This is a genomic window from Flagellimonas taeanensis, from assembly GCF_003584105.1.
GTDB classification, from domain to species: Bacteria; Bacteroidota; Bacteroidia; order Flavobacteriales; family Flavobacteriaceae; genus Flagellimonas; species Flagellimonas taeanensis.
Genome location: NZ_QXFO01000018.1, coordinates 25,444 through 47,713, shown reverse-complemented (window position 1 = coordinate 47,713; position 22,270 = coordinate 25,444). Strand labels below are relative to the sequence as shown.

At 41.4% G+C, this 22,270-nt stretch carries 24 protein-coding genes and 1 tRNA gene; 19 read left to right on the top strand and 6 right to left on the bottom strand.

The window, feature by feature from the left end:
• Positions 1-17: 17 nt before the first annotated feature.
• The 3 genes from D2V93_RS08165 to D2V93_RS08155 all read right to left on the bottom strand — a co-directional run bounded on the left by D2V93_RS08165 (position 18) and on the right by D2V93_RS08155 (position 3,954).
• On the bottom strand, positions 18-458 hold the full coding sequence (locus D2V93_RS08165; protein ID WP_072878842.1) for a QcrA and Rieske domain-containing protein: 441 nt from the start codon (positions 456-458) through the stop codon (positions 18-20).
• A gap of 47 nt (positions 459-505) precedes the next feature.
• Complete coding sequence (locus tag D2V93_RS08160; RefSeq protein ID WP_072878841.1) at positions 506-1,684, bottom strand: AIR synthase related protein; 1,179 nt, start codon at positions 1,682-1,684, stop codon at positions 506-508.
• 83 nt (positions 1,685-1,767) lie between these two features.
• Positions 1,768-3,954, bottom strand: a complete 2,187-nt coding sequence (locus D2V93_RS08155) for a glutamine synthetase III family protein (protein ID WP_072878840.1) — start codon at positions 3,952-3,954, stop codon at positions 1,768-1,770.
• Between the two features lie 210 nt (positions 3,955-4,164).
• On the opposite strand from D2V93_RS08155, the gene D2V93_RS08150 reads away from it, so the two are divergent.
• Positions 4,165-5,175 carry a glutamine synthetase beta-grasp domain-containing protein gene (locus D2V93_RS08150; RefSeq protein ID WP_119619112.1) on the top strand — a complete coding sequence of 337 codons (1,011 nt, stop codon included), beginning with the start codon at positions 4,165-4,167 and terminating at the stop codon, positions 5,173-5,175.
• Positions 5,176-5,240: 65 nt separating this feature from the next.
• Here D2V93_RS08150 and D2V93_RS08145 read toward each other — a convergent pair whose 3' ends face one another.
• Entirely contained in the window at positions 5,241-6,179 is a 939-nt protein-coding gene (locus D2V93_RS08145) for a calcium/sodium antiporter (protein WP_119619333.1), read from the bottom strand.
• A gap of 150 nt (positions 6,180-6,329) precedes the next feature.
• Between D2V93_RS08145 and D2V93_RS08140 the strand changes: the two genes are divergently transcribed.
• The 3 genes from D2V93_RS08140 to D2V93_RS08130 all read left to right on the top strand — a co-directional run bounded on the left by D2V93_RS08140 (position 6,330) and on the right by D2V93_RS08130 (position 9,016).
• Positions 6,330-6,689 carry a BlaI/MecI/CopY family transcriptional regulator gene (locus D2V93_RS08140; protein WP_119619111.1) on the top strand — a complete coding sequence of 120 codons (360 nt, stop codon included), beginning with the start codon at positions 6,330-6,332 and terminating at the stop codon, positions 6,687-6,689.
• Positions 6,689-8,383 (top strand): M56 family metallopeptidase, encoded by a 1,695-nt coding sequence (locus D2V93_RS08135; protein ID WP_119619110.1) that lies wholly within the window; start codon positions 6,689-6,691, stop codon positions 8,381-8,383. The genes D2V93_RS08140 and D2V93_RS08135 overlap by 1 nt, the downstream gene beginning before the upstream one ends.
• 483 nt (positions 8,384-8,866) lie before the next feature.
• Positions 8,867-9,016, top strand: coding sequence for an SsrA-binding protein (locus D2V93_RS08130; RefSeq protein ID WP_072878833.1), 150 nt, complete (start codon positions 8,867-8,869; stop codon positions 9,014-9,016).
• Here D2V93_RS08130 and D2V93_RS08125 read toward each other — a convergent pair.
• Positions 9,013-9,525 (bottom strand): adenine phosphoribosyltransferase, encoded by a 513-nt coding sequence (locus D2V93_RS08125; RefSeq protein WP_119619109.1) that lies wholly within the window; start codon positions 9,523-9,525, stop codon positions 9,013-9,015. The genes D2V93_RS08130 and D2V93_RS08125 overlap by 4 nt on opposite strands.
• A gap of 64 nt (positions 9,526-9,589) precedes the next feature.
• Here D2V93_RS08125 and D2V93_RS08120 point away from each other — a divergent pair.
• Positions 9,590-9,663 (top strand) — tRNA-Arg (locus D2V93_RS08120).
• A gap of 223 nt (positions 9,664-9,886) precedes the next feature.
• Positions 9,887-11,116 carry a site-specific integrase gene (locus D2V93_RS08115; protein WP_119619332.1) on the top strand — a complete coding sequence of 410 codons (1,230 nt, stop codon included), beginning with the start codon at positions 9,887-9,889 and terminating at the stop codon, positions 11,114-11,116.
• Positions 11,117-11,177: 61 nt separating this feature from the next.
• Here D2V93_RS08115 and D2V93_RS08110 read toward each other — a convergent pair whose 3' ends face one another.
• Positions 11,178-11,609 carry an RrF2 family transcriptional regulator gene (locus tag D2V93_RS08110; RefSeq protein WP_119619108.1) on the bottom strand — a complete coding sequence of 144 codons (432 nt, stop codon included), beginning with the start codon at positions 11,607-11,609 and terminating at the stop codon, positions 11,178-11,180.
• A 115-nt stretch (positions 11,610-11,724) separates the two neighbouring features.
• Between D2V93_RS08110 and D2V93_RS08105 the strand changes: the two genes are divergently transcribed.
• From D2V93_RS08105 to D2V93_RS08045, 13 genes are all read left to right on the top strand, one after another.
• Positions 11,725-12,237 carry a c-type cytochrome gene (locus D2V93_RS08105; protein WP_119619107.1) on the top strand — a complete coding sequence of 171 codons (513 nt, stop codon included), beginning with the start codon at positions 11,725-11,727 and terminating at the stop codon, positions 12,235-12,237.
• A gap of 5 nt (positions 12,238-12,242) precedes the next feature.
• Complete coding sequence (locus D2V93_RS08100; protein ID WP_119619106.1) at positions 12,243-12,824, top strand: fasciclin domain-containing protein; 582 nt, start codon at positions 12,243-12,245, stop codon at positions 12,822-12,824.
• Positions 12,825-12,856: 32 nt separating this feature from the next.
• On the top strand, positions 12,857-14,809 hold the full coding sequence (gene nosZ, locus D2V93_RS08095; protein ID WP_119619105.1) for a Sec-dependent nitrous-oxide reductase: 1,953 nt from the start codon (positions 12,857-12,859) through the stop codon (positions 14,807-14,809).
• Between the two features lie 123 nt (positions 14,810-14,932).
• A complete protein-coding gene (locus D2V93_RS08090) occupies positions 14,933-15,544 on the top strand; it encodes a hypothetical protein (RefSeq protein WP_119619104.1) in 612 nt (203 codons plus the stop codon).
• 10 nt (positions 15,545-15,554) lie between these two features.
• Complete coding sequence (locus D2V93_RS08085) at positions 15,555-15,989, top strand: nitrous oxide reductase accessory protein NosL (protein ID WP_119619103.1); 435 nt, start codon at positions 15,555-15,557, stop codon at positions 15,987-15,989.
• Positions 15,990-15,999: 10 nt separating this feature from the next.
• Positions 16,000-16,464, top strand: coding sequence for a pyridoxamine 5'-phosphate oxidase family protein (locus D2V93_RS08080; protein ID WP_182849970.1), 465 nt, complete (start codon positions 16,000-16,002; stop codon positions 16,462-16,464).
• A gap of 98 nt (positions 16,465-16,562) precedes the next feature.
• Positions 16,563-17,747 (top strand): nitrous oxide reductase family maturation protein NosD, encoded by a 1,185-nt coding sequence (locus tag D2V93_RS08075; protein WP_245978145.1) that lies wholly within the window; start codon positions 16,563-16,565, stop codon positions 17,745-17,747.
• Positions 17,744-18,454, top strand: a complete 711-nt coding sequence (locus D2V93_RS08070) for an ABC transporter ATP-binding protein (protein WP_119619100.1) — start codon at positions 17,744-17,746, stop codon at positions 18,452-18,454. Before D2V93_RS08075 ends, D2V93_RS08070 begins: the two co-directional genes overlap by 4 nt.
• Positions 18,447-19,229, top strand: a complete 783-nt coding sequence (locus D2V93_RS08065; RefSeq protein ID WP_119619099.1) for an ABC transporter permease — start codon at positions 18,447-18,449, stop codon at positions 19,227-19,229. Before D2V93_RS08070 ends, D2V93_RS08065 begins: the two co-directional genes overlap by 8 nt.
• 33 nt (positions 19,230-19,262) lie before the next feature.
• Positions 19,263-20,489 (top strand): hypothetical protein, encoded by a 1,227-nt coding sequence (locus tag D2V93_RS08060; protein WP_119619098.1) that lies wholly within the window; start codon positions 19,263-19,265, stop codon positions 20,487-20,489.
• 117 nt (positions 20,490-20,606) lie between these two features.
• Positions 20,607-21,041 (top strand): RrF2 family transcriptional regulator, encoded by a 435-nt coding sequence (locus D2V93_RS08055; protein ID WP_119619097.1) that lies wholly within the window; start codon positions 20,607-20,609, stop codon positions 21,039-21,041.
• Between the two features lie 66 nt (positions 21,042-21,107).
• Entirely contained in the window at positions 21,108-21,836 is a 729-nt protein-coding gene (ric, locus tag D2V93_RS08050; protein ID WP_182849969.1) for an iron-sulfur cluster repair di-iron protein, read from the top strand.
• 77 nt (positions 21,837-21,913) lie between these two features.
• A complete protein-coding gene (locus D2V93_RS08045; RefSeq protein ID WP_119619096.1) occupies positions 21,914-22,261 on the top strand; it encodes a hypothetical protein in 348 nt (115 codons plus the stop codon).
• Positions 22,262-22,270: the final 9 nt, after the last annotated feature.

Sequence of the window (22,270 nt, the reverse complement as noted above, 5' to 3'; positions counted from 1 at the left end):
AGATTTGGGACTACAAATTACTCAAAGATCCGGAGTATGGACCCATCAAGTTCGGTATTGAATACTTTGAGGGCACGTGCCGGTTTACTATCCACTTGGTTCAATGGGGTTCCATCTTGCGAAAAGCGGGATCCATGGACATCACAATAAAAAATACCCCCATCCTGATTGACAAACCTTACTTGGTCATACGATTCATGGCTGCACACCTGACTGGCCGCCACATATTCTCCCTGGAGATTTCTGGCCACAACGACCAAGTTCTTTAAGATGAATCCTCCATTTGCCGATAGGGCCTGTCCTTCCTGGGAAGTAAGGTCTACCGTAAAGTCCACACCCGTGGGAACTTCTTCAATATTCCCGTCGATTTGGTCCTTGGAACATCCTTGCAAACAGGGAAAAGTAAGGGCAAATGCTGCACCTGCGCCTAAACTTCTTAGAAAATCCTTCCTTTCCATAGCTCGGGGTTTATAAACAAGAACGCTAAACTGGAACGAATCGTATGCTAATAGTGAAACTTACCATACTCACTCTGGATGGTCAGTTTTTTGGTTTCCGATGACTCCACCCTGCCTATGATCTGCGCTTCTACATCGAAGCTTTTGGAAATCCTGATGACATCTTCAGCAACTTCCTCATTTACATAAAGTTCCATTCGGTGTCCACAGTTGAACACCTGGTACATTTCCTTCCAATCGGTACCGGATTGCTCCTGGATCAATTTGAACAGGGGTGGTACAGGGAACATATGGTCCTTGATGATGTGAAGATTGTCCACAAAGTGGAGGATCTTGGTCTGCGCCCCCCCGCTACAGTGCACCATCCCATGGATTTCCTTGGGTGAATAGGCTTCCAATATCCTTTTGATGATGGGCGCATAGGTCCTTGTGGGTGACAGCACCAATTTTCCTGCATCCAAGGGAGAATCTGGCACGGCATCCGTCAATTTAATCTGACCGGAATATACCAACTCCTCTGGAACGGAGGCGTCATAGCTTTCCGGGTATTTTTTTGCCAAATATTTTCCAAAGACATCATGTCTGGCAGAGGTAAGCCCGTTACTGCCCATCCCACCATTGTATTCGGTCTCATAAGTGGCCTTTCCATAGGAAGCAAGCCCTACAATGACATCCCCAGCCGAAATATTGGCATTATCGACCACTTGGCTCCTTTCCATCCGGGCGGTGACCGTGGAGTCCACGATGATGGTCCGCACCAAATCGCCTACATCAGCCGTTTCCCCACCCGTTGAATGGATGGTGATCCCATGTTTTTTCAGATCGGAGATCAATTCCTCCGTACCATTGATGATGGCCGAAATAACTTCTCCCGGAATCAGGTTCTTGTTCCTTCCGATGGTCGAGGAAAGCATGATATGGTCGGTGGCACCCACACAGATCAGGTCGTCCACGTTCATGATCAGGGCATCTTGGGCAATCCCTTTCCAAACGGACAGGTCGCCCGTTTCCTTCCAGTACATATAGGCCAAAGAGGATTTGGTCCCGGCACCATCGGCATGCATTACAAGGCAATGGTCCGCACTACCAGTGAGATGGTCGGGGACAATTTTGCAAAAAGCCTTGGGAAAAAGTCCTTTGTCTATATTCTTGATGGCACTGTGCACATCTTCCTTGGAAGCGGAAACCCCTCTCTGGGCATATCTTTTACTCGTGTCGGATGACATAAAAATGGGTTTGGGCAAAAATAACGGAAAGCCATCAATTAATCGATAGGCTTTCCGTAGGTTTTCATTTTTTGGGGCTTGTGCTATTTAGCAAACAGCAATTCCCTATACTTGGTGAAGGGCCATAGATCGTCCGCTATGAGTTTTTCCAATTTATCGGACTGTTCCCTGATCTTATCAAAATAAGGTTTTACGTTGTTACAATAGGCCTGTGCCTTTTTGTTGCTCATGGCCATCCCATTGGCACGTTTTCTGGCATCGATCATCTCATCCGTTAGCTTTTTGATCTGGACAATGTGTTCCCCCACCTGTTCCAGAATGTTCAATTGGCTTTCGGCCACATTTTTATGGGCTGCGCCATAGACCTCTTTTAACCCGCTCACATTCTTCAACAGGATATTTTGGTATCGGATAGCAGCAGGGATAATGTGGTTATAGACCATTTCGCCTAGCACCCTTCCTTCAATCTGGATATGAAAAATATACGCTCCCAATTCCACTTCCTGATGGGCCTTGAGTTCCACTTCGTTCATCACGCCCATTTCCTTGAAAAGTTCCAAACTCTCCTTGGAAGTGATTACCTGTAGGGCCTCTGGGGTGTTCTTGTTGTTGCTCAGCTTGCGTCTTCTGGCCTCTTCCTGCCATTCCATCCCATACCCATCACCCTCAAAACGGATACGTTTGGAAGTCTTTATGTACTCGCGGAGCACGTTGAAAACGGCTTCGTCCTTTTTCAGGCTCTTTTTGTCGATCAGCGCATCCACCTCCTTTTTAAAATCTGTGAGCTGCTTGGCCACGATTGTGTTCAGAATGGTCATGGGTTTGGCACAATTGGTCTTGGAACCCACTCCCCTCATTTCAAATTTGTTCCCCGTGAAGGCAAAGGGAGATGTACGGTTCCTATCGGTGTTGTCCAAAAGAATTTCCGGGATCTTACCCACTACGTTGAGCTTGAGCTCCGTTTTTTCCTCTGGCGACAGTTTTCCTTTGGAAACCCCTTCCAACTCGTCCAGCACATTGCTCAATTGTTTTCCGATAAAAATGGAAAGGATGGACGGTGGGGCCTCATTGGCACCCAATCTGTGGTCGTTGCTTGCAGAGGCAATCGAGGCGCGCAAAAGCTCCTCATAAGTGTCCACTGCTTTTATGGTATTGACGAAAAAGGTCAAAAATTGAAGATTCTTCATGGGCGTGCTCCCTGGACTGAGCAGGTTCACCCCGGTATCGGTGGCCAGGGACCAGTTGTTGTGCTTGCCGGAACCGTTGATCCCTGCAAAGGGCTTTTCATGGAACAGTACTGAAAAATGGTGGCGGTCCGCAATCTCTTCCATGACGTCCATGAGCAACAGGTTGTGGTCCACGGAAAGGTTGGCTTCCTCGAACACCGGTGCCAACTCAAACTGGTTAGGGGCCACTTCGTTATGTCTTGTTTTGACCGGAATTCCCAATTTGGTACATTCCTTTTCCAGGTCGCTCATAAAACTTAACACGCGAGGCGGTATCACTCCAAAATAATGGTCGTCCAACTGTTGGCCCTTTGCGGAAAAATTGCCCACCAAGGTCCTACCGGTCATGGAGAGGTCCAAACGGGACTTTGCCAATGCCTTGTCCACCAAAAAATATTCTTGTTCCCAACCCAAGGTGGCATAGACCTTTCTCACGTTTTTGTCAAAATACTGTGCAACCCCTGTTGCGGCCTGGTCCACAGCGTATAGTGCACGTAGCAATGGTGCCTTATTATCCAAGGCTTCACCGGTGTAGGCCACAAATATGGTGGGGATGCAAAGGGTCGTTTTATATATGAATGCCGGTGAGGTCGGATCCCAAGCGGTGTAGCCCCGGGCCTCGAAAGTATTTCTGATGCCTCCACTGGGAAAACTGGATGCATCCGGTTCCTGTTGCACCAATTGTGCCCCTCCAAACTTCTCCATACCCCTGCCATCGGGAAGGATATCGAAGAAGGCGTCGTGCTTTTCGGCGGTGGCTCCGGTCAAGGGTTGGAACCAGTGGGTATAGTGCGTGGCACCCATGCTCAGGGCCCATGCCTTCATCCCTTCGGCCACCTGGTCGGCAATTTTACGATCTATCTTGTTTCCTTGAAAAATGGCGGATTTGACATTGTCAAAAGCTTCCTTGGTCAGGAATTGGAGCATTTTGTCCTCATTGAAAACATTCTTCCCGAACAGCTCGGAACGTTTCCCTGCTTCGTTCATCTCGGTATGCTTTCTGTTGCGGCTTTCTGCCAAGGCTTGGAATCTTACTTTCGGCATTTTATTTGTATTTAGGCCTCAAAATTACAATTAACAATTTAATAATATATGTCCTAAAAAATACTTTTTTTTCACTTTGCCCCACACAAAACAGGGGTATTATAAATTATATCGACAATTTTGTGATTTTACCCCTGCGAAACATTGATTATTAAATGAAAAAACTATTTTTGTCTCCATTAATTTGAGAACGATTAACTACCAAAAATTATGAGCAAATCTAAATTAGAGTATATCTGGTTGGACGGTTATACACCAACTGCCAACATGAGAAGCAAAACTAAAATCGAGGAGAATTTTAGCGGCAAACTGGAAGATTGCCCTATATGGTCATTCGACGGCAGTTCCACTGAGCAGGCCGAAGGAGGTTCCTCAGATTGCTTGCTTAAGCCCGTTGCAATTTTTCCAGATCCGGGAAGGATCGATGGTTATTTGGTGATTGCCGAGGTATTGAACCCAGATGGAACCCCCCACGCGACCAACTCAAGGGCGACCATAGATGATGAGAACGATGATTTCTGGTTCGGTTTCGAGCAGGAATATTTTATTATGGATACCAGGACCCAACTACCTTTGGGCTTCCCTATCAATGGTTATCCAGGGCCACAAGGAATGTACTATTGCTCTGTAGGTGGTAAGAACACCCATGGCAGGGATTTGGTGGAGCGTCATGCGGATATGTGTCTTGAAGCTGGTATCAATTTCGAGGGTATCAACCAAGAAGTTGCTTGCGGACAGTGGGAGTTCCAAATTTTTGCCAAAGGTGGAAAAACTGCCGGTGACCAAGTTTGGGCTGCCCGCTACCTTTTGGATAGATTGACCGAAGATTATGGTTACTATATTGAATATCACCCAAAACCCATCAAGGGAGACTGGAACGGTTCCGGTATGCACGCCAACTTCTCCAACACTACTTTGAGAACCTGCGGTTCCAAGGAGGTTTATGAGAAAATTTGTGAGGCCTTCAGACCTGTTACCGCAGAGCATATAGCTGTCTATGGAGCATACAATGACCAACGTTTGACCGGTAAGCACGAAACTGCTTCCATCCACGATTTCAGCTATGGAGTTTCCGATAGGGGCGCTTCCATCAGGATTCCGATCATGACCGTTGAGAAAGGATGGAAAGGATGGCTGGAGGACAGGAGACCTGCCTCTAACGCAGATCCATACAAAGTTGCGGCCAGGATCATCAAAACAGTAAAATCTGCTAAGGTATAGCCGGTAGCAAATAAATTAGTTGTTGATTATAGATGAAAAACCGTCCCTACCAAAGGGGCGGTTTTTTATTTTACGGTCAAATAGACAAAAGCGATATAGATGGTCAAAAGCACAAGACCGTCCCTCCACCCCAAGCGCAATCCTTTTGGGAAGAACACCAAGGGCAGTATCAAAAAGGAAATGCCCAACATCCAAAAGATATCATTATGAAGCAATCCCGTATCCACTACATTTATAGGCGTAATGATGGCTGTTATTCCCAAAACAGCCAGTAGGTTAAAAATGTTGGAACCTATCAAATTACCCAACGAAATGGCCTTTTCCTTTTTTAGCACTGCAATTACGGAGGCTGCCAATTCAGGAACACTGGTCCCTACCGAAACCACAGTGATGCCAATGATTCTATCGCTCACTCCAAAAACGGAGGCCATGCCCACGGCACCCCTGATCAGCAGTTCCGATCCGCCCCAAAGTGCCGTTCCCCCTATGCCAAGCAACAATACCGTCCTATATAAAGGTAGGGGAACATCATCTTCCGGCCTTTCATCCACAACCGCTGTTTGTTGAAACCTGAGAAGGTACACCAAGAAAAGAAAAAGACAGGATACGAGGATGATACCTTCATATTGCTGCAGAACAGCATCAAAATAAACAAAGCCACAAAACAAGAGGGAAGCGACCATCATCACAGGCCAATCGGTGGAATAGAAACTTTTTCGCACATCTATGCTCCCCAATAGTATGGTAATGGACAGCACGAGCCCCAGGTTTGCAATGTTGGATCCCACTACATTGGCCAGGGCAAGATCTGGAAAACCGTCCAAGGCCGCTTTTATGCTCACGATAAGTTCTGGTGCCGATGTGGCAAAGGAAACCACCGTCATGCCGATCACGATCTTTGGGATGGACAACCTAAGGGATAGGGCCACTGCCGATTTCAACAACCAATTTCCCCCGGCAATAAGAAGGGCCAGCCCAAGGGTAACATAAAGTAGATTTTCCAAAGAATCGAGTTTTGCGTAAAAATAGCGGAAGATTCCATCAACCAAAAACGTTCACAGCAAAATAAAAACTACAAAAATAGTTAACAAACTATAAAAATAGTTGTTTAACTATGGAATTAGTATTATGTTTGGACTGTAATCAGTGAGACTATGCAAAAATTGACCAACAAGGAAGAGGAAGTGATGAAAATTCTCTGGAAGTTGAAAAAAGCCTTCGTCAAGGAGATTTTGGAAGAGATTGATGGCGAAAAGCCCCATTACAACACCCTCTCCACCATTGTGAGAAACTTACAGGAAAAGGGGTACGTAGGGCACGAGGCCTTTGGGAATACCCACCGCTATTTTCCCATGGTAGCCAAGGAACAATATCGCAAAAAGTATGTCAACGCCGCCATTGCCGATTACTATGACGATTCCTATAAAAGTTTGGTTTCCCATTTTGCCAATGAGGAAAAGATATCGGTTAAAGAGTTACAAGAAATCATTGACCTCATCGAAAAAAAGAAATAATGGAGCCTATCATCTTATACTTTGCAAAAACAGTATTGATATCCTCGGTTTTTCTAGGGGTTTACCATGCATTCCTCAAGCGGGACACTTTTTTTATGGAAAACAGGCTCTTCTTGCTTGCCGGGCTCGTCCTTTCGCTCCTCTTTCCCTTCATCAGGATTGAGAGAGTCGTTATGGCCGCAAAGCCCGTTCTGGTCGGTGCAACGAGTAATATAAACGGAACCGATGCTCCCCTTTTGCAAACCGCCTTTACGTTGGAACATGTATTTTGGGCCATCTATGCAATCGGATGCCTCATACTATTGGTGAAATTTTTGATCCAATTGAGTTCACTGAGAGCCTTGGCCAAAAATGCCAGAACCTGGAGGGAACACCCCTACATGCATGTGGAAACGGAAAAACGGATCTCGCCTTTCTCCTTTTTCAACTACATTTTTTACAACCCAGCCTTGTTCAACACAAATGAACTAGGGACCATCCTAGAGCATGAAAAGGTACATGCAAGACAATACCATACTGTGGATATCTTAATGCTCGAAGCCTTGAAAATTTTGTTCTGGTTCAATCCTGTCTTATGGTTCTACACCAGGGCTGTGAAACAGAACTTGGAGTTTTTGGCCGATTCGGAGACCATCAGCCAAATGGAAAACAAAAAAAACTACCAGTACCTCATGCTAAAGCAAGCTGTGGACGGACAGGAATACAGACTCACAAATTCATTCTATAATTCATTAATCAAAAAACGAATAGTCATGTTAAATCAAAATCAATCAAAAAAAATCAATGTGTTCAAAACGTTGTTCGTGCTACCTCTGCTGGGACTATTTCTGGTCAGTTTTAGTATAGAAGAAGTATATCGTTATTCCAGTTCCGAAAGCATTGAAAGCATCATGGCCGATAAGTCTGTGGAACTTATCATCAACAAGGACACGTCCAACGATGAACTGGACAAGATGAAGAAAGACCTGTCCAAGGATGGGATAGATTTCAGTTACACCGCTGTCAGGAACGACCAAAAGGAAATTGTGGAGATCAACTTGAACTTGAGCGGAAAAAATTCCAAAGGGGAAAAGTTCAGTAGCAATTACAGTTCCAACTCCGATGGCCCCATAGATCCATTGACTGTTTTTTATGACGATGAGGCCAACTTAGTCTCTTTTGGCAATGCCAAGCACAACAAGATCCGCATCCATAAAATGGGGGATGATGATGTCACTTGGACCACTTCGGACAAAACATTGATCAGGGTTGATGGTTCCAAGGCCAAAAAGACCGTTATCGTCAATGGGAAGCAACTTAGTGACGACGAAATCAAGGAAATGGAAATTGAGAAAGGGACATCCATTCATTTCGACTCCGATGAAGATGGGGAGAACGTCAAAAAAATAAGAATACGAAAAGTGGAGGACAAGGACAGTAAAAGCCATGTCATGATCATCAAGGACTCTGATGACGATAAGGATATTGAAGTCATTGAAAAGGATGCCAGTTTCTTTTATATAGATAATGATGGAGGTAGCGAACCGCTCTATTATATAGATGGAAAAAAAGTGTCCGGCAAAGACGTACAAAAAATCTCACCCAGCGATATTGAAAGCATGAATGTGCTCAAAGGTGAAACGGCCATTGAGAAATATGGAAAAAAGGCCAAAGATGGGGTCATAGAGATTACCACGAAAAAGGGCAAGCAGTAGAAAAAAACATCCCTAAAAAAAGAAAGGAACCGCTCATAAAAAAGTGGTTCCTTTTTTTTTCGAGCAAACGAGAGGGCCAAAAAACGGCCTTTTGGGAACGAAACCGCCCTAGGTTTTCAAAAAACACCCAAAAACACCCCTACAAAAGTTACATTTATCAATATTAAATGTTATTTATCATTACACTTTAAAACTTATAACAAGGAGTATATTTAATATTCAAGGAGTATCTCGTTCAAAAGACTACAATCTTGTATGCAATTGTATAGATTTCAATCTAAAAGTTTGGCAGCATGAATCTTATCATTTTATATTCGAAAAACACAATCGGTCAACACTAGTTTTTAACCTAAAAAATCAATCGAACAATGATCGCCATAGTAAAGTTTTTCGTCATGCTCCTCATCCATCTCATTACTATTATTTTCATGTAGTAGAGACCCCTGGCTGTTTAGTATATTTGTCATAATCAACACTACAACCATGTTTTACAAGATTCTGGCAAAAATCAACAAGGCAGTTCTGCCTTCCTTCACCAAAAAGGGTCTAGACCTGTCCAAGGCATCCAAGTGGCAATTGGCCGTTATCGGTTGGCGCTACTACGTCACCACAAGGGCGTTGGAAGAAAATTAGTACCGGAGCAACGATTTGATGGGGTACCCGTTGAGTTTCTCTGCCCCTTGTAAAAAGGTAAGATGTATCAAAAAATTACATTGGACCACTTCCCCCCCTAGCCGTTCCACCAATTTACACACCGCTTTGGCCGTGCCACCAGTGGCCAGGACATCATCGTGCACCAGCACTTTATCGCCCTTTTCAATCGCATCGGAATGGATTTCAAGGATTTCTTGCCCATACTCGAGTTCATAAGATTCGGACAAGGTGTTGAAAGGGAGTTTTCCTGGCTTTCGGACAGGTATAAAGCCTGCTCCCTTTTTTTGTGCCAATAACGGTGCAAAAATGAACCCACGACTATCGACCCCAACGACCTTGTCTACCCTCATATTGGCTGTATAATGCAAAAGCAGTTCGGTGGCCGCCTTCAAAGCCTTTGGGTCTTTTAGAAGTGGAGTGATGTCCTTAAAGACCACACCTGGCTTCGGGAAATCTTCTATATCACGTATGTAGGCTGAAAGGTCCATTATTTTTGTATGCCAAGGTTTTGTGGTAAATTTAAAAAGAAATATATTTGCAGCCCATTAAAACGGCCTCGTGGCGCAACTGAATAGCGCATCTGATTACGGCTCAGAAGGTTGCAGGTTTGAATCCTGCCGAGGTCACTAGGTAGCAATACCAAAATAATGGAAAACCTTACAGAACTTATAACTGTAAGGTTTTCAGCGTTTTTAGGGGTACATTTAATTTGTTTTGATTTCATATCAATCGGTAACAAATCGGTCAACAAAATCCAATCGTCAACAGTGTTGACCGAATACTCCCCTAAAGCACTGACACATAGTTGATTTGACTTTCATCTTAACATTTAAACCTAAGATGACAACTATGAAAACATCACACACCTTTTCAATCCTATTCTGGATTAACAAATCACGAGCTATTAATAATAAAGCGGAAATCTTTGTAAGAATAACCGTTAATGGAAAAAGAGCCAATATTGGTATTAAGAGAAAGATCAATATTGATCTATGGGACAACCTTAATAAAAAAGTCAAAGGAAAAACAAAAGAGTCTCAAGATATCAATCGGTACTTAGATCTTGTTCAAGCCAGATTATTGAATATTTACCAAGATTTAAAATATAAGGGCGACCTAATAACTCCCCAATTGGTCAAATCACTTTACAACGGAGAAAATATCAACTCCAAAACTCTATTGGATTTACTGGAATACCATAATAGAAAAATCGAAAACACACTAGCCCCAGGCACCATTAGAAATTTTGGAATCACCGAGAATTACATAAACAGATTTCTTAAAAATAATCTCAAAACATCAGATGTTCATCTACGTCAACTTAATTACAAGTTCATTTCAGATCTTGAAATGTTTTTGGTTAATTATTATCCAAAGGGTCATCCCAAGGCCATGAGCCATAATACGGTAATGAAACATCTGCAAAGGCTTAGAAAAATCATTAATCTTGCTTATCAATTGGAATGGATTGATAGAGATCCTTTTTTACGCTGGAAACCAACATTCGAACAAAAACAAAGAGAATTCTTAAACGCTAATGAACTTAGCAATTTAGAAAACTACGATTTCTTTATTGAACGATTAGATCGGGTTAGGGATCTTTTTGTTTTCAGTTGTTACACTGGAATCAGCTACTCAGACATTATGGAGTTGACAGACAACAATCTTATTGTTGGATCAGATGGTAACAGATGGATTATAACCAAAAGACTCAAAACCAAAACTTCTGTTCGAGTACCCTTGTTGGTACCTGCTAAGAAAATATTGGATAAATATAAAAATCATCCTGTCACTATTTGCTCTAAAACACTACTTCCAAAAATCACCAATGAAAAAACCAATTTATATTTAAAGGAGATTGCAGATGCAGTAGGTATAAATAAGAATTTAACCTTTCATATGGCTCGTCACACATTCGCGACAACAGTTACTTTATCAAATGGAGTACCAATAGAAACTGTTTCAAAAATGCTGGGCCATACCAAATTGTCCACAACTCAAATTTATGCTCGTGTGTTAGATAAAAAGCTATCCGAAGATATGATAGCCTTACAAAAAAAGCTTGAACTCAAGAATTAACTTCTTCGTATTTAATTGATCCATACAAAGAAGGCGGGTAAATAAATTCCTAGGTTAGAATTTACATTGGAAAAAATTCTTCGACCCCTTTTTTGCCATCAACTAAATCCAATATCGTTGTGCTTTCAAGTACATTAATGAACTTAGACTTATTACCTCCTACAAGTTTATGTAGAACACAAAGATTGTCCATATCACAATTACGGATACCCATAACGCATGAATTCAGTCGATTCTCTCCATCTATAACCTTTACAATTTCCAATAACGTGTGCTTTCTATCTTCATCACTCAAATAAAATCCTCCTTTTGGTCCTCTAGTTGAAGAGATAATACCATGCCTTGAGAGTTCTTGTAATAGCTTGGCCAAGTAAGCCTCTGGCACATGAATGGTATCATAAATATCTCTCACCAAGACCTTTTGGTCAGCATTGGAGTTCAATGCTAAATAAAGCACCCCTTTGATGGCATATTTGGAAGAATTGGAAAGCATGACATAAAATGTATATCAAAGATTAAAAGATATTTTTATCCTTTTTATGATTTATATCATGTTATAGGTTACATAGCCTATATAATTTTGGTTTGAAATTCTAAAGTTTAATCCTATGAAAACAATACTAAAAGGAACAATACTGCTCTTTTCCCTTATCATGTTAAGCTGTGGAGGAAAAGACAAAGAAAAAAAAGAGGATGGTTTTAGTGTACAACGAAAAAAAGCTGAAACCGAACAGCCCGTTACAACCAATGCTGCCAGTGAAGTAAAAGCATCTGATCGTATTGATTTGACCACAAAAGGAATCGGTCCAATAAAATCCATTGAAATTCCTACCGAAATTGATCAAGCCATGGCGGCAAAGGGTAAAGAAGTTTATGAGCAAATGTGTTTAGCCTGTCACAGGGTTGGTAAAAAATTTATTGGACCTGCCCCAAATGGTGTACTCGACAGAAGAACTCCTGAGTGGGTAATGAACATGATTCTAAATCCTCAGGAAATGGTACAACAAGACCCTTTGGCCAAAGACTTGCTTCAAGAATTCAATGGATCACCCATGTCCAACCAAGGACTTACCGAAGAACAGGCCCGGGCTATTGTTGAATACTTTAGAACCTTAAAATAAACCCTATGAAATCAACCATTAAACTTAGTATAATAGGGCTGTTTTCACTACTGACAATATTTAGTAGCTGTAAAAATGGACCTCAAAACGAAACGAAGGACTCAGTTCAAAATGAATCCACTGTTGCCTCAGAATACACCAAAGGCCAAGCCTTTATCAAAGATGATGCGTCAACCCCCAACGTTTTGCAGATAGCATTGCAATCCGACGACCACACTACACTTGTTGCCGCTGTACAAGCTGCGCAATTGGAAAATGTTTTGGTCAACGCGGGACCTTTAATGGTCTTCGCTCCAACAAATGCAGCTTTTGATGCGCTTCCCGAGGGAACCGTGGAAGACCTTTTAAAACCAGAAAATAAAGATGCCCTGGCCAATATTCTAAAGCACCATGTAACCCCTGGAAACTATTCAAAGGACTTTTTAAAGAATTTCAAAAAATTGGGGCAGGCCAACAACCAAGATGCCCCTGTGGAAGTCAAGGGTGATGAAGTCTATGTCGGGGGTGCCAAAATTATCGGTAGCATATCGGCAGGAAATGGTATCGTCCACATCGTGGATAAAGTAATCCTACCCCCTAGCCAATAAACACAACAAAAAAACAGATAAATCCTAACACAATGAAAATTAACAACCATTTGCTAGCGACCGTTGGTGCCTTCTTAATGTTGGTTTCCTGTGGTCAACAGAATCAAAGCTCAAACGGGGCTCTGTCGTCCAGTGCTGCCGAAAAGGTTTATGTAGCCCCAGGGGAACAAGATGAATTTTACGCTTTTTTGTCCGGAGGATACAGCGGAAACCTAACCGTATACGGATTACCTTCTGGTAGAATGTTCAAAGAGATTCCTGTATTCTCCCAATTCCCAACTTCGGGTTATGGTTATTCAGAAGAAACCAAACCTATGCTCAATACATCCCATGGATTTGTGCCCTGGGACGATGCCCACCACCCAGACATATCCCAAACCAATGGGGAGTTGGACGGTCGTTGGATATTCATCAACGGAAACAATACCCCAAGAATTGCACGTATTAATTTAAGCACTTTTGAAACTGAAGAAATTATAGAGGTACCCAACAGTGCAGGTAACCACAGTTCTTCCTTTATTACGGAAAACACGGAATATGTCGTTGCCGGCACACGTTTCTCTGTTCCAATTCCCCAAAGGGACATGCCCATAAATGAATACAAGAGCAACTTTAAGGGATCCTTGTCCTTCATTAGCGTGAATCCAGAGCATGGTCACATGGATTTAAAATTCCAATTGTTGATGCCTGGATTCAACTATGATTTATCACATCCCGGTAGAGGTAAATCCCATGGCTGGTTCTTTTTTACTACCTACAATACAGAGGAGGCCTACACACTCCAAGAAGTCAATGCTTCGCAAAACGACAAGGACTTTATTGCCGCTGTCAATTGGAAGAAAATTGAAGAATACGTTAACAATGGAGGTGGCACAAAAATGTCTGCCAGTTATGCACACAATGTGTATGATGAAGGCACACATACGGCTACAACCACTATGAATAAGGAAGTATTAACAGTAGATCCATTAAAAGTTCCAGGAGCTGTATACTTTTTACCTACACCAAAATCACCTCATGGATGTGATGTAGACCCTACTGGTCAATACATCATTGGAAATGGTAAACTTTCCGCCGACTTGACCGTACACTCTTTTGATAAAATGATCGCTGCCATTGAGGGTGAAAAATTTGATGGAGAAGCCTATGGAATTCCAATCCTTAAGTTTGAGGATGTATTGGCCGGACAAGTAAAAAGTGGTGGACTCGGCCCATTGCATACCGAATTTGATGGAAATGGTAATGCATATACCACCTTTTTCATCTCATCTGAAGTGGTAAAATGGAAGTTGGGTACATGGGAGGTCATCGACAGAAAACCAACCTATTACTCCGTAGGGCACTTAATGATTCCCGGAGGCAACTCCAGAAAACCATTTGGCAAATATGTAGTGGCCATGAACAAGATTACCAAGGACCGATATTTGCCCACTGGTCCTGAAATGGAACACTCTGCTCAGATTTATGATATCTCAGGAGATAAAATGGAACTGATATATGATTTCCCTACGCATGGTGAACCTCATTACGCAGCTGGAATACCCGCTGATATTTTGGCTACTAAGTCTCAGAAAATATACAGATTGGATGAAAACGAACATCCTTATGCCGTAAAAACTCCAACAGATGCCAAAGTAGTTAGGGACGGGAACGAGGTTCATATTTATATGTCCACTATCCGAAGTCACTTTACCCCGGATAATATCGAGGGCATCAAAGTTGGGGATAAGGTATACTTCCACATTACCAACCATGAGCAGGATTTCGATGTACCCCACGGCTTCGCGATGATAGGACAGAACACCTCTGAGCTTCTCATTATGCCCGGTCAGACCAAAACTTCGGTTTGGGAACCCAAAAAAGTTGGGGTATGGCCGTTCTATTGTACCGATTTTTGTTCTGCATTGCACCAAGAAATGCAAGGATATGTAAGGGTTTCCCCCGCCAATTCAAATATAGAATTGAAATGGTCACTTGGTGAGTAGTTCGGATTGATTCACCAATGAACAAAGCGGGCTGCGTCTAAGACCTGCCCGCTTTTTTACAAATTGAAATACAACCATCGACCAAAAAACCGCACTCAATTTGTAACCCTTAAATAGAAAAAAATGAAAAAGGCTAGTTTACTTATGATCATTGGCCCGCTCTTCTTGTTGGGGTTATATCTTTTCCCACTTTGGAATATTATGTTGGGCGCACCGCAATATCCAGATCCCTTGGGTTTACATATTCATATAAGTGGGCTGCAAGGTGCCAATGAATTTGATATCCAGAACATTGATGGCCTGAACCATTATATTGGAATGCAAACATTGCCCAAACCTGAGGACATGTGGGAGTTCGGCACCTTTCCCCAAATTATAGGAATCATGGTGGCCATTGGCGTATCAATAGGTCTTTTGGGATACTTTGACAAAGTTAGTTATAAATGGTTTATCGGTTGGTTTGCATTGATGTCCATAATGGGTGTTTTGGGCATGTACGATTTCAACGAGTGGTTGGTGGATTATGGTACCAACTTAAATCCCAACGCCATCATGAAATTGACCAACCCCGATGGAACTCCTATGACATATAAACCACCATTATTTGGACATGTAAAAATGTTGAATTTTGATGTGACTTCCTTGCCTTCCATTGGAGCCTGGTTAATGTTCTTAGGCATGATGCTTACCCTGACAGCGGGCATTTTGGGTTGGAAAAACGCTAAAAAACAATAATCAATTTATTATGAAACCATCTATTATCCTTTTTCTTGTAATCCTAGCGGGTAACATAGGTTGCTCCGTTAGTCCAAAACCCATTGATTACGGTCATGTGGGTTGCCATTACTGCAGTATGACGATTGTTGACAAGCAACATGCCGCACAACTGGTTACCAAGAAAGGTAAGGTCTTTAATTTTGATGCCATTGAATGTATGATGAACCAATTAAAGGATGAAGACAAATCTACCTTGGCAATGTTAATGGTCAACGATTTTGACCAGCCCGGCTCTCTCATGGACGGTACAAAGGCCACCTATTTGATCAGTGAAAACATTCCAAGCCCTATGGGAGCTTTCCTTAGTGCCTTCTCCGAAGAGCAAGCTGCCCAACATGTTTTGAATGAAAATGGCGGGAAGGTTTACACGTGGCTGGAAATTAAAAAAAGGTTTAAACTTTAACACGAGTACAATGATAGATTTGGATACCTTAAAATGCGAACATCTCTTGATTGACAATTATGTCGGTCGCTTGGCCTATATCGCCGAAAACGAACCCTATGTGGTTCCATCGACCTACTATTTTCTTAAGGAGGAAAGGAGTATTCTATGTTTTGCCTCCAATGGACATCGGATCAATTCCCTAAGAAAACACGACAAAGTCACATTTCAAGTCGATAGAATCGAGTCTTTTCGTCATTGGGAGTCGGTACAAGTACATGGAAGATTCGAAGAGCTTACGGGAGATTCCGCCAAGCAATATCTAAAACAATTTGCAGAAGGCGTGCAGCGAACCATAGACCATAAAAATGCGGAGCGTCCTCATTTTTTAAGTCATTTTTCCGGAAGGTTGCAAGAAGTGGAAATGCCTGTGGTATATCGTATTGCTGTGACCCTAATCACAGGAAAGTCAGTTCATGATTTAAACGCAAATTAGGGAAGTAAAGACCCTTTAAATTTCAAACACTTATGTTTCTATTCCATCCAAATAGCAAATACATTTTATGGTTCCTCTTGTTCTTAATGGGGGCACCTATGCGGGCAAGTATATGGAAGGTCTGCAATACCTGTGAAAACAGTTCTATTAAAGAAACAATTGCGCGAGCCCATGCGTACGATACCCTTTTGGTTCAAAAGGGCAGGTATCGAGAATTTGAAATATTGGTGGATAAACCCTTAGTTATAAGAGGAATTGGTTATCCTATCGTGGATGGTGAAAAAAAAGGGGAGATTTTTAGGGTTACATCGGACCATGTCACTTTAGATGGATTTTTCATCGTCAATGTAGGGGTCAGTTATACCAAGGACAATGCGGCGATACGCGTGGTACAGAGCAAAAATTTTCAGATTAAGAACATGGTGTTGGAGCAATTGTTCTTTGGCATCTATTTGGAGAAATCCTCCCATGGCAAAGTGTACCACAATAGAATTATTGGAGAGGCCGTGGACGAATATAATTCGGGTAATGGAATACAACTTTGGTATTCTTCGGACATAGAAGTATTAAAAAACCATATACAGGGCACTCGTGACGGTATCTATTTGGAGTTTTCAGACCGGGTTACCATTAGTGAGAATGTAAGTATGGACAACCTCCGATATGGCCTCCATTTTATGTTTTCGAACAACGATATTTACACGAACAACACTTTTGAAAACAATGGCGCGGGGGTGGCCGTAATGTTCTCCAAGTTCATTACCATGAAGAATAATACTTTTCGGAAGAATTGGGGTACAGCTGCCTATGGCATGCTTCTAAAGGAAATCAACGATGCAGAGATCAAAGGAAACATTTTTGAGGAGAACACCATCGGTATCAACATAGAAGGATCCAACCGAATCAAGTACACCGACAACGATTTTATTGGCAATGGTTGGGCCATACGTGTCATCGGGGCTTGCTATACCAATAGCTTCAAAAGCAATAATTTCTTGTACAATTCCTTTGATATCTCCTACAACAGTAAACTCAACGATAATGTCTTTGAGGGTAATTTTTGGAGTAGTTATACGGGCTATGATCTGGATAAGGACGGCATCGGGGATGTCCCATATCGTCCAGTAAAACTATTTTCTTATGTTGTCAACCGTACTCCGGAGACCATTGTGCTATTGCGGAGTCTGTTCATGGATATTATTGATTTTTCCGAAAGGGTCTCCCCGGTTTTTACGCCCGACAATTTAAAAGATGCCCAACCTTTAATGAAAGTACGATTATGACCATTGAAATAAACAATCTTTATAAGCAGTTTGGTAAAAACGAAGTTTTGAAAGGGGTCGACCTCACCATTGACAAGGGTAACATTTATGCCGTCCTTGGCCCGAACGGTTCTGGTAAAACCACTTTAATCAAGAGTATTTTAGGCATGGTAATTCCCGATAAAGGCAAAATATCAGTATTGAACGAATCCATCAAAAAAAACTGGAAGTATCGCAAAAAAATCGATTACCTACCCCAAATTGCCAATTTTCCGCCCAATATTAAGGTCAAGGAATTGATTGGCATGATCAAAGATCTCAGAAATAGCTCAAGTGAAGAAGAAGAACTCATCGACCTCTTTGGCCTAGAACCGTTTTTGAACAAAAAACTATCCACTCTATCTGGTGGTACCAAACAAAAAGTGAACATTGTTTTGACCTTTATGTTTGATAGTCCATTGATTATTTTGGATGAACCTACCACAGGTTTGGATCCCAAGGCATTGATTAGTTTAAAGGAATTGATCCAAAAAGAAAAAACCAATGGAAAAACCGTTTTGATCACTTCGCACATAATGCAGTTTGTGGAAGAAGTGGCGGATGAGATCGTATACCTACTGGAAGGAGAAATTTATTTTAAAGGAAGCATTGAAAAACTATTGGAACAGACCGAACAAGCCAATTTTGAACACGCCATTGCGGCCATAACAACAGGTAGTCATGCTTAAAATATTGAAGTACAGTTTTTATGATCTTATACGAAGCCGTTGGAGCTATGTTTACTTTTTGTTCTACCTCGCCCTGGGTTTTGTATTGTTGTTCTTGAACAACGATGTATCCAAGGCTGTGATTACCCTAATGAACGTAATCATTGTCCTGATTCCCTTGATCGGAACCATATTCGGAGTAATGTACTATTACAATTCCCGAGAATTTACTGAACTCTTGTTGGCACAGCCCATAAAACGTAGTTCCATTTTTATGGGACAGTATTTTGGCGTGGCCGGTTCACTGACCCTAAGCTTGGTTTTGGGGTTGGGGATTCCATTTGTATTGTACGGGCTTATGCAGAGCAATGCCATTTTTGATTTTTCCCTGTTACTGGTCACTGGGGCATTTTTGACCTTTATTTTTGTGGGATTGTCCTTTGTGATCGCCATATCGAACGAAAACAAGATAAAGGGCTTTGGCTATGCTGTTTTGCTCTGGCTCTTTTTGGCCGTGATCTACGATGGGCTTTTCTTGATGTCGCTCATTGTTTTTGAAGAATATCCTTTGGACAAATTCTCCTTGGTGGCTACTATACTCAACCCTATTGATCTTTCCAGAATATTGATATTGCTAAAATTGGATATTTCTGCACTATTGGGTTACACAGGAGCCATTTTCAAAAAGTTCTTTGGTACCAATCTAGGTTTTCTAATTTCATTGGCCATTCTTTTATTGTGGACCATACTGCCTATATTGGGGTTACGTTACAAAGCTGGCAAAAAAGATTTTTAATCTTGATTAAGACATTTTTTCAAAATATTTAAAGTGAAGGATAAATCATATCGATCGCATCTCCAAGTTGCCATGGTATATTTTCTCGTGGCAGCCATACTTGGCTTATTGCTGCGCTTCTACCCTATTCTTGGCTTTAATTTCAATTATAAGTTTGTTGTCCATGGGCATTCGCACATAGCCCTATTGGGTTGGGTATATGTTGCTTTGACCACTTTGTTACATTTTTGCTTTTTGGAAAAAAAGAAATCCAACCGAACCTACAAACGTATTTTTTGGTGCACTCAAGTCACATTGGTCGGTATGCTGTTGAGCTTCCCATTTCAAGGGTATGCCCTCTTTTCCATTGTTTTTTCTACGCTGTTCTTGATTGTATCCTACGTTTACGTTCATCATTTCTGGAAAAACATCGACCCAAAATACAAACATAGCAAGGGGCTGAAATGTGTAAAAGCCGCCCTAATCTATATGGTGATTTCCAGTTTGGGGCCTTGGGCCTTGGGAGCTATTATGAACAGCATAGGGCCTCAGTCAATCTGGTATCGACTGTCCATTTATTTTTACCTGCATTTTCAGTACAATGGGTGGATGATCCTTGCCCTGGTTGGGTTATTCCTTTTTGTTTGGGAACAATATGTGTTGGAAATTTCCAAAAAAACCTTCGTCCGCTTTTTCTTGAGTCTCAACGTGGGCATTACCTTCACTTTTTTCTTATCAACTCTTTGGACAAAGCCCTCTTTTTGGTTTTATACTCTTGCTGGCGTCGGAGCAATTTCACAACTATATGCATTTGCTTGTTTATGGCAAATAATAAAGCTTCGACGCTCTGAATTATCCATGTCAAAAATGCAATCCTCGCTATTGATGTCGGTGATCATATTGGTGTCAATAAAAATAGTTTTACAGCTATTGACCGTACTCCCCTATTTCTCCAATATGGCGGCCACCATTCTTGATTTGACCATTGGTTATTTGCACTTGACCTTTTTAGGGGTTGTTAGTATAGGTCTATTCTTTCTTATGGATTATTTAAAGTTGTTTCGAATTTCCCAAAAATCATATCTGTTGTATATGTTAGGATTTATCTTAACAGAAATTCTAATATTCTACAAGGGTTTGGCTGCTTGGCAGCAGTGGAGCCCAATTAAAGGGCAAACAATAGTATTGGCTGTTTTCAGTCTTTTAATTATCGTGGGGCTTTCCTTTATGCTGGTTCAAAACTGGAGGAAATCTTGGTCATTACATAATGATCCCGCATGAAATTGAGGTGAGAATTTATCTTAGATTGGTAGGATTCTCCCCAATAAAAATAATAAAGGACAATTTTATCCTATTTAAATAAAAAGATTATCTTTGTATTAAGATTAATTGCTAATGATGTTTTCTAAAGCTTGCGAATATGGTATACGTGCTTCGGTTTATATTGCGCTGCAATCCTTGGATGGAAGGCGTGTAAGTGTTACCGAAATCGCTGAGGAAATTGATTCCCCCATTGCCTTTACGGCCAAAATCCTGCAGCAACTTACCAGGAACAATATTGTGAATTCGGTAAAAGGACCCACTGGCGGTTTTGAAATTGATAGAGAGGAAATGGACAATGTAAAATTGAACATGATTGTCAAGGCAATCGATGGGGATAAAATCTATAAGGGTTGCGGGCTTGGACTAAAAGAATGTGATGCACAAAAACCCTGTCCTTTGCACGACAAATTCGTAGACATTAGAACTGACCTAAGCCGTATGCTTAAAAGTACCAGTCTTTTTGAGCTCGCTACTGGACTAGAGATTGGAATGACCTTTTTAAAACGTTAAAAAAAATTATACTAATAAAGGACAATTTTATCCTCTTAACGAATCAACATTAAAAATCGAAATATTATGAATCATATAATCGAGAAAACAATCGGACAAATGGTAGCACAAGACTACCGTACTGCCCAAGTCTTTAAAAATCATAAAATTGATTTTTGCTGTAAAGGCAATCGCACACTTCAGGAAGTTGCCGATAAAAAGGGTCTGGATTTGGAAACATTGACCGAAGAACTTGATTTGGTGCAAAATCAAGAACAGGGTGACCAACCCAACTTCAAATCATGGCCTTTAGATCTATTAATTGATTATATCGAAAAGAAGCACCATCGATATGTAGAGCAACAAATTCCGATTCTAAAACAGTACCTGAACAAACTTTGCAGGGTTCACGGAGAGCGCCATCCTGAATTACTTGATATTTTGGAATATTTTAATGCTTCCGCGGGAGAATTGTCAATGCACATGAAAAAAGAAGAATTGGTCCTATTCCCTTGGATTCGTAAAATGTCAAGTGGCAATTTAAACGATTCAACGGTGGAGCCACCCCATTTTGGAACCGTAAAGAATCCTATAAAAATGATGATGAACGAACATGACAATGAGGGAGAGCGATTTAGAAAAATCGCCCATTTGAGCAATGACTATACACCACCCTCCGATGCCTGCAATACCTATAGAGTAACCTTTTCGCTACTTCAGGAATTTGAAGACGACCTCCATCGACATATTCATTTGGAAAACAATATTCTTTTCCCCAAGTCAGAAGTATTGGAAACCAAAGTGTTAACCAACTGATTTTAATAAAGCAGGATGACCATTGGGTTATTTAATGCCCTTTAAAAAGTAAATAGAAAGCTATATAAACTAGAATCATGGAAAATTCAACAACAATTTCAATGAGACATTCGAGGTCTGAACATAAAGCAAATGGATGGAATAACATGTACAAACTGGCATTCCGTGAATTTAAAAATAAGCAACTTGGTTATTCTACCATTGCCATTATCGCACAAAGCTGCCTTGGTTCTGCGGCGGCCATGTTCTTGTTGATGGGAGCCCTAGATATGATCTTGAAAATGGTACTTCTCTTTTTCATCACCATTTTCTGCATGGCCTTTAACGGAGCAGTATTGGCTCAATTAAAACCGTTGTATACATTCAATCTTTTGATATTAAGTGTTATTTTCAGTTCGTTGGTCATTATTGCTCACATTATATAATAGCAAAGA

Coding starts and splice junctions, on each gene's coding strand:
- D2V93_RS08165 (WP_072878842.1), bottom strand. CDS start 458: ATGGAAAGGAAGGATTTTCTAAGAAGTTTAGGCGCAGGTGCAGCATTT.
- D2V93_RS08160 (WP_072878841.1), bottom strand. CDS start 1,684: ATGTCATCCGACACGAGTAAAAGATATGCCCAGAGAGGGGTTTCCGCT.
- D2V93_RS08155 (WP_072878840.1), bottom strand. CDS start 3,954: ATGCCGAAAGTAAGATTCCAAGCCTTGGCAGAAAGCCGCAACAGAAAG.
- D2V93_RS08150 (WP_119619112.1), top strand. CDS start 4,165: ATGAGCAAATCTAAATTAGAGTATATCTGGTTGGACGGTTATACACCA.
- D2V93_RS08140 (WP_119619111.1), top strand. CDS start 6,330: ATGCAAAAATTGACCAACAAGGAAGAGGAAGTGATGAAAATTCTCTGG.
- D2V93_RS08135 (WP_119619110.1), top strand. CDS start 6,689: ATGGAGCCTATCATCTTATACTTTGCAAAAACAGTATTGATATCCTCG.
- D2V93_RS08130 (WP_072878833.1), top strand. CDS start 8,867: ATGTTTTACAAGATTCTGGCAAAAATCAACAAGGCAGTTCTGCCTTCC.
- D2V93_RS08125 (WP_119619109.1), bottom strand. CDS start 9,525: ATGGACCTTTCAGCCTACATACGTGATATAGAAGATTTCCCGAAGCCA.
- D2V93_RS08115 (WP_119619332.1), top strand. CDS start 9,887: ATGAAAACATCACACACCTTTTCAATCCTATTCTGGATTAACAAATCA.
- D2V93_RS08110 (WP_119619108.1), bottom strand. CDS start 11,609: ATGCTTTCCAATTCTTCCAAATATGCCATCAAAGGGGTGCTTTATTTA.
- D2V93_RS08105 (WP_119619107.1), top strand. CDS start 11,725: ATGAAAACAATACTAAAAGGAACAATACTGCTCTTTTCCCTTATCATG.
- D2V93_RS08100 (WP_119619106.1), top strand. CDS start 12,243: ATGAAATCAACCATTAAACTTAGTATAATAGGGCTGTTTTCACTACTG.
- nosZ (WP_119619105.1), top strand. CDS start 12,857: ATGAAAATTAACAACCATTTGCTAGCGACCGTTGGTGCCTTCTTAATG.
- D2V93_RS08090 (WP_119619104.1), top strand. CDS start 14,933: ATGAAAAAGGCTAGTTTACTTATGATCATTGGCCCGCTCTTCTTGTTG.
- D2V93_RS08085 (WP_119619103.1), top strand. CDS start 15,555: ATGAAACCATCTATTATCCTTTTTCTTGTAATCCTAGCGGGTAACATA.
- D2V93_RS08080 (WP_182849970.1), top strand. CDS start 16,000: ATGATAGATTTGGATACCTTAAAATGCGAACATCTCTTGATTGACAAT.
- D2V93_RS08075 (WP_245978145.1), top strand. CDS start 16,563: ATGCGGGCAAGTATATGGAAGGTCTGCAATACCTGTGAAAACAGTTCT.
- D2V93_RS08070 (WP_119619100.1), top strand. CDS start 17,744: ATGACCATTGAAATAAACAATCTTTATAAGCAGTTTGGTAAAAACGAA.
- D2V93_RS08065 (WP_119619099.1), top strand. CDS start 18,447: ATGCTTAAAATATTGAAGTACAGTTTTTATGATCTTATACGAAGCCGT.
- D2V93_RS08055 (WP_119619097.1), top strand. CDS start 20,607: ATGTTTTCTAAAGCTTGCGAATATGGTATACGTGCTTCGGTTTATATT.
- ric (WP_182849969.1), top strand. CDS start 21,108: ATGAATCATATAATCGAGAAAACAATCGGACAAATGGTAGCACAAGAC.
- D2V93_RS08045 (WP_119619096.1), top strand. CDS start 21,914: ATGGAAAATTCAACAACAATTTCAATGAGACATTCGAGGTCTGAACAT.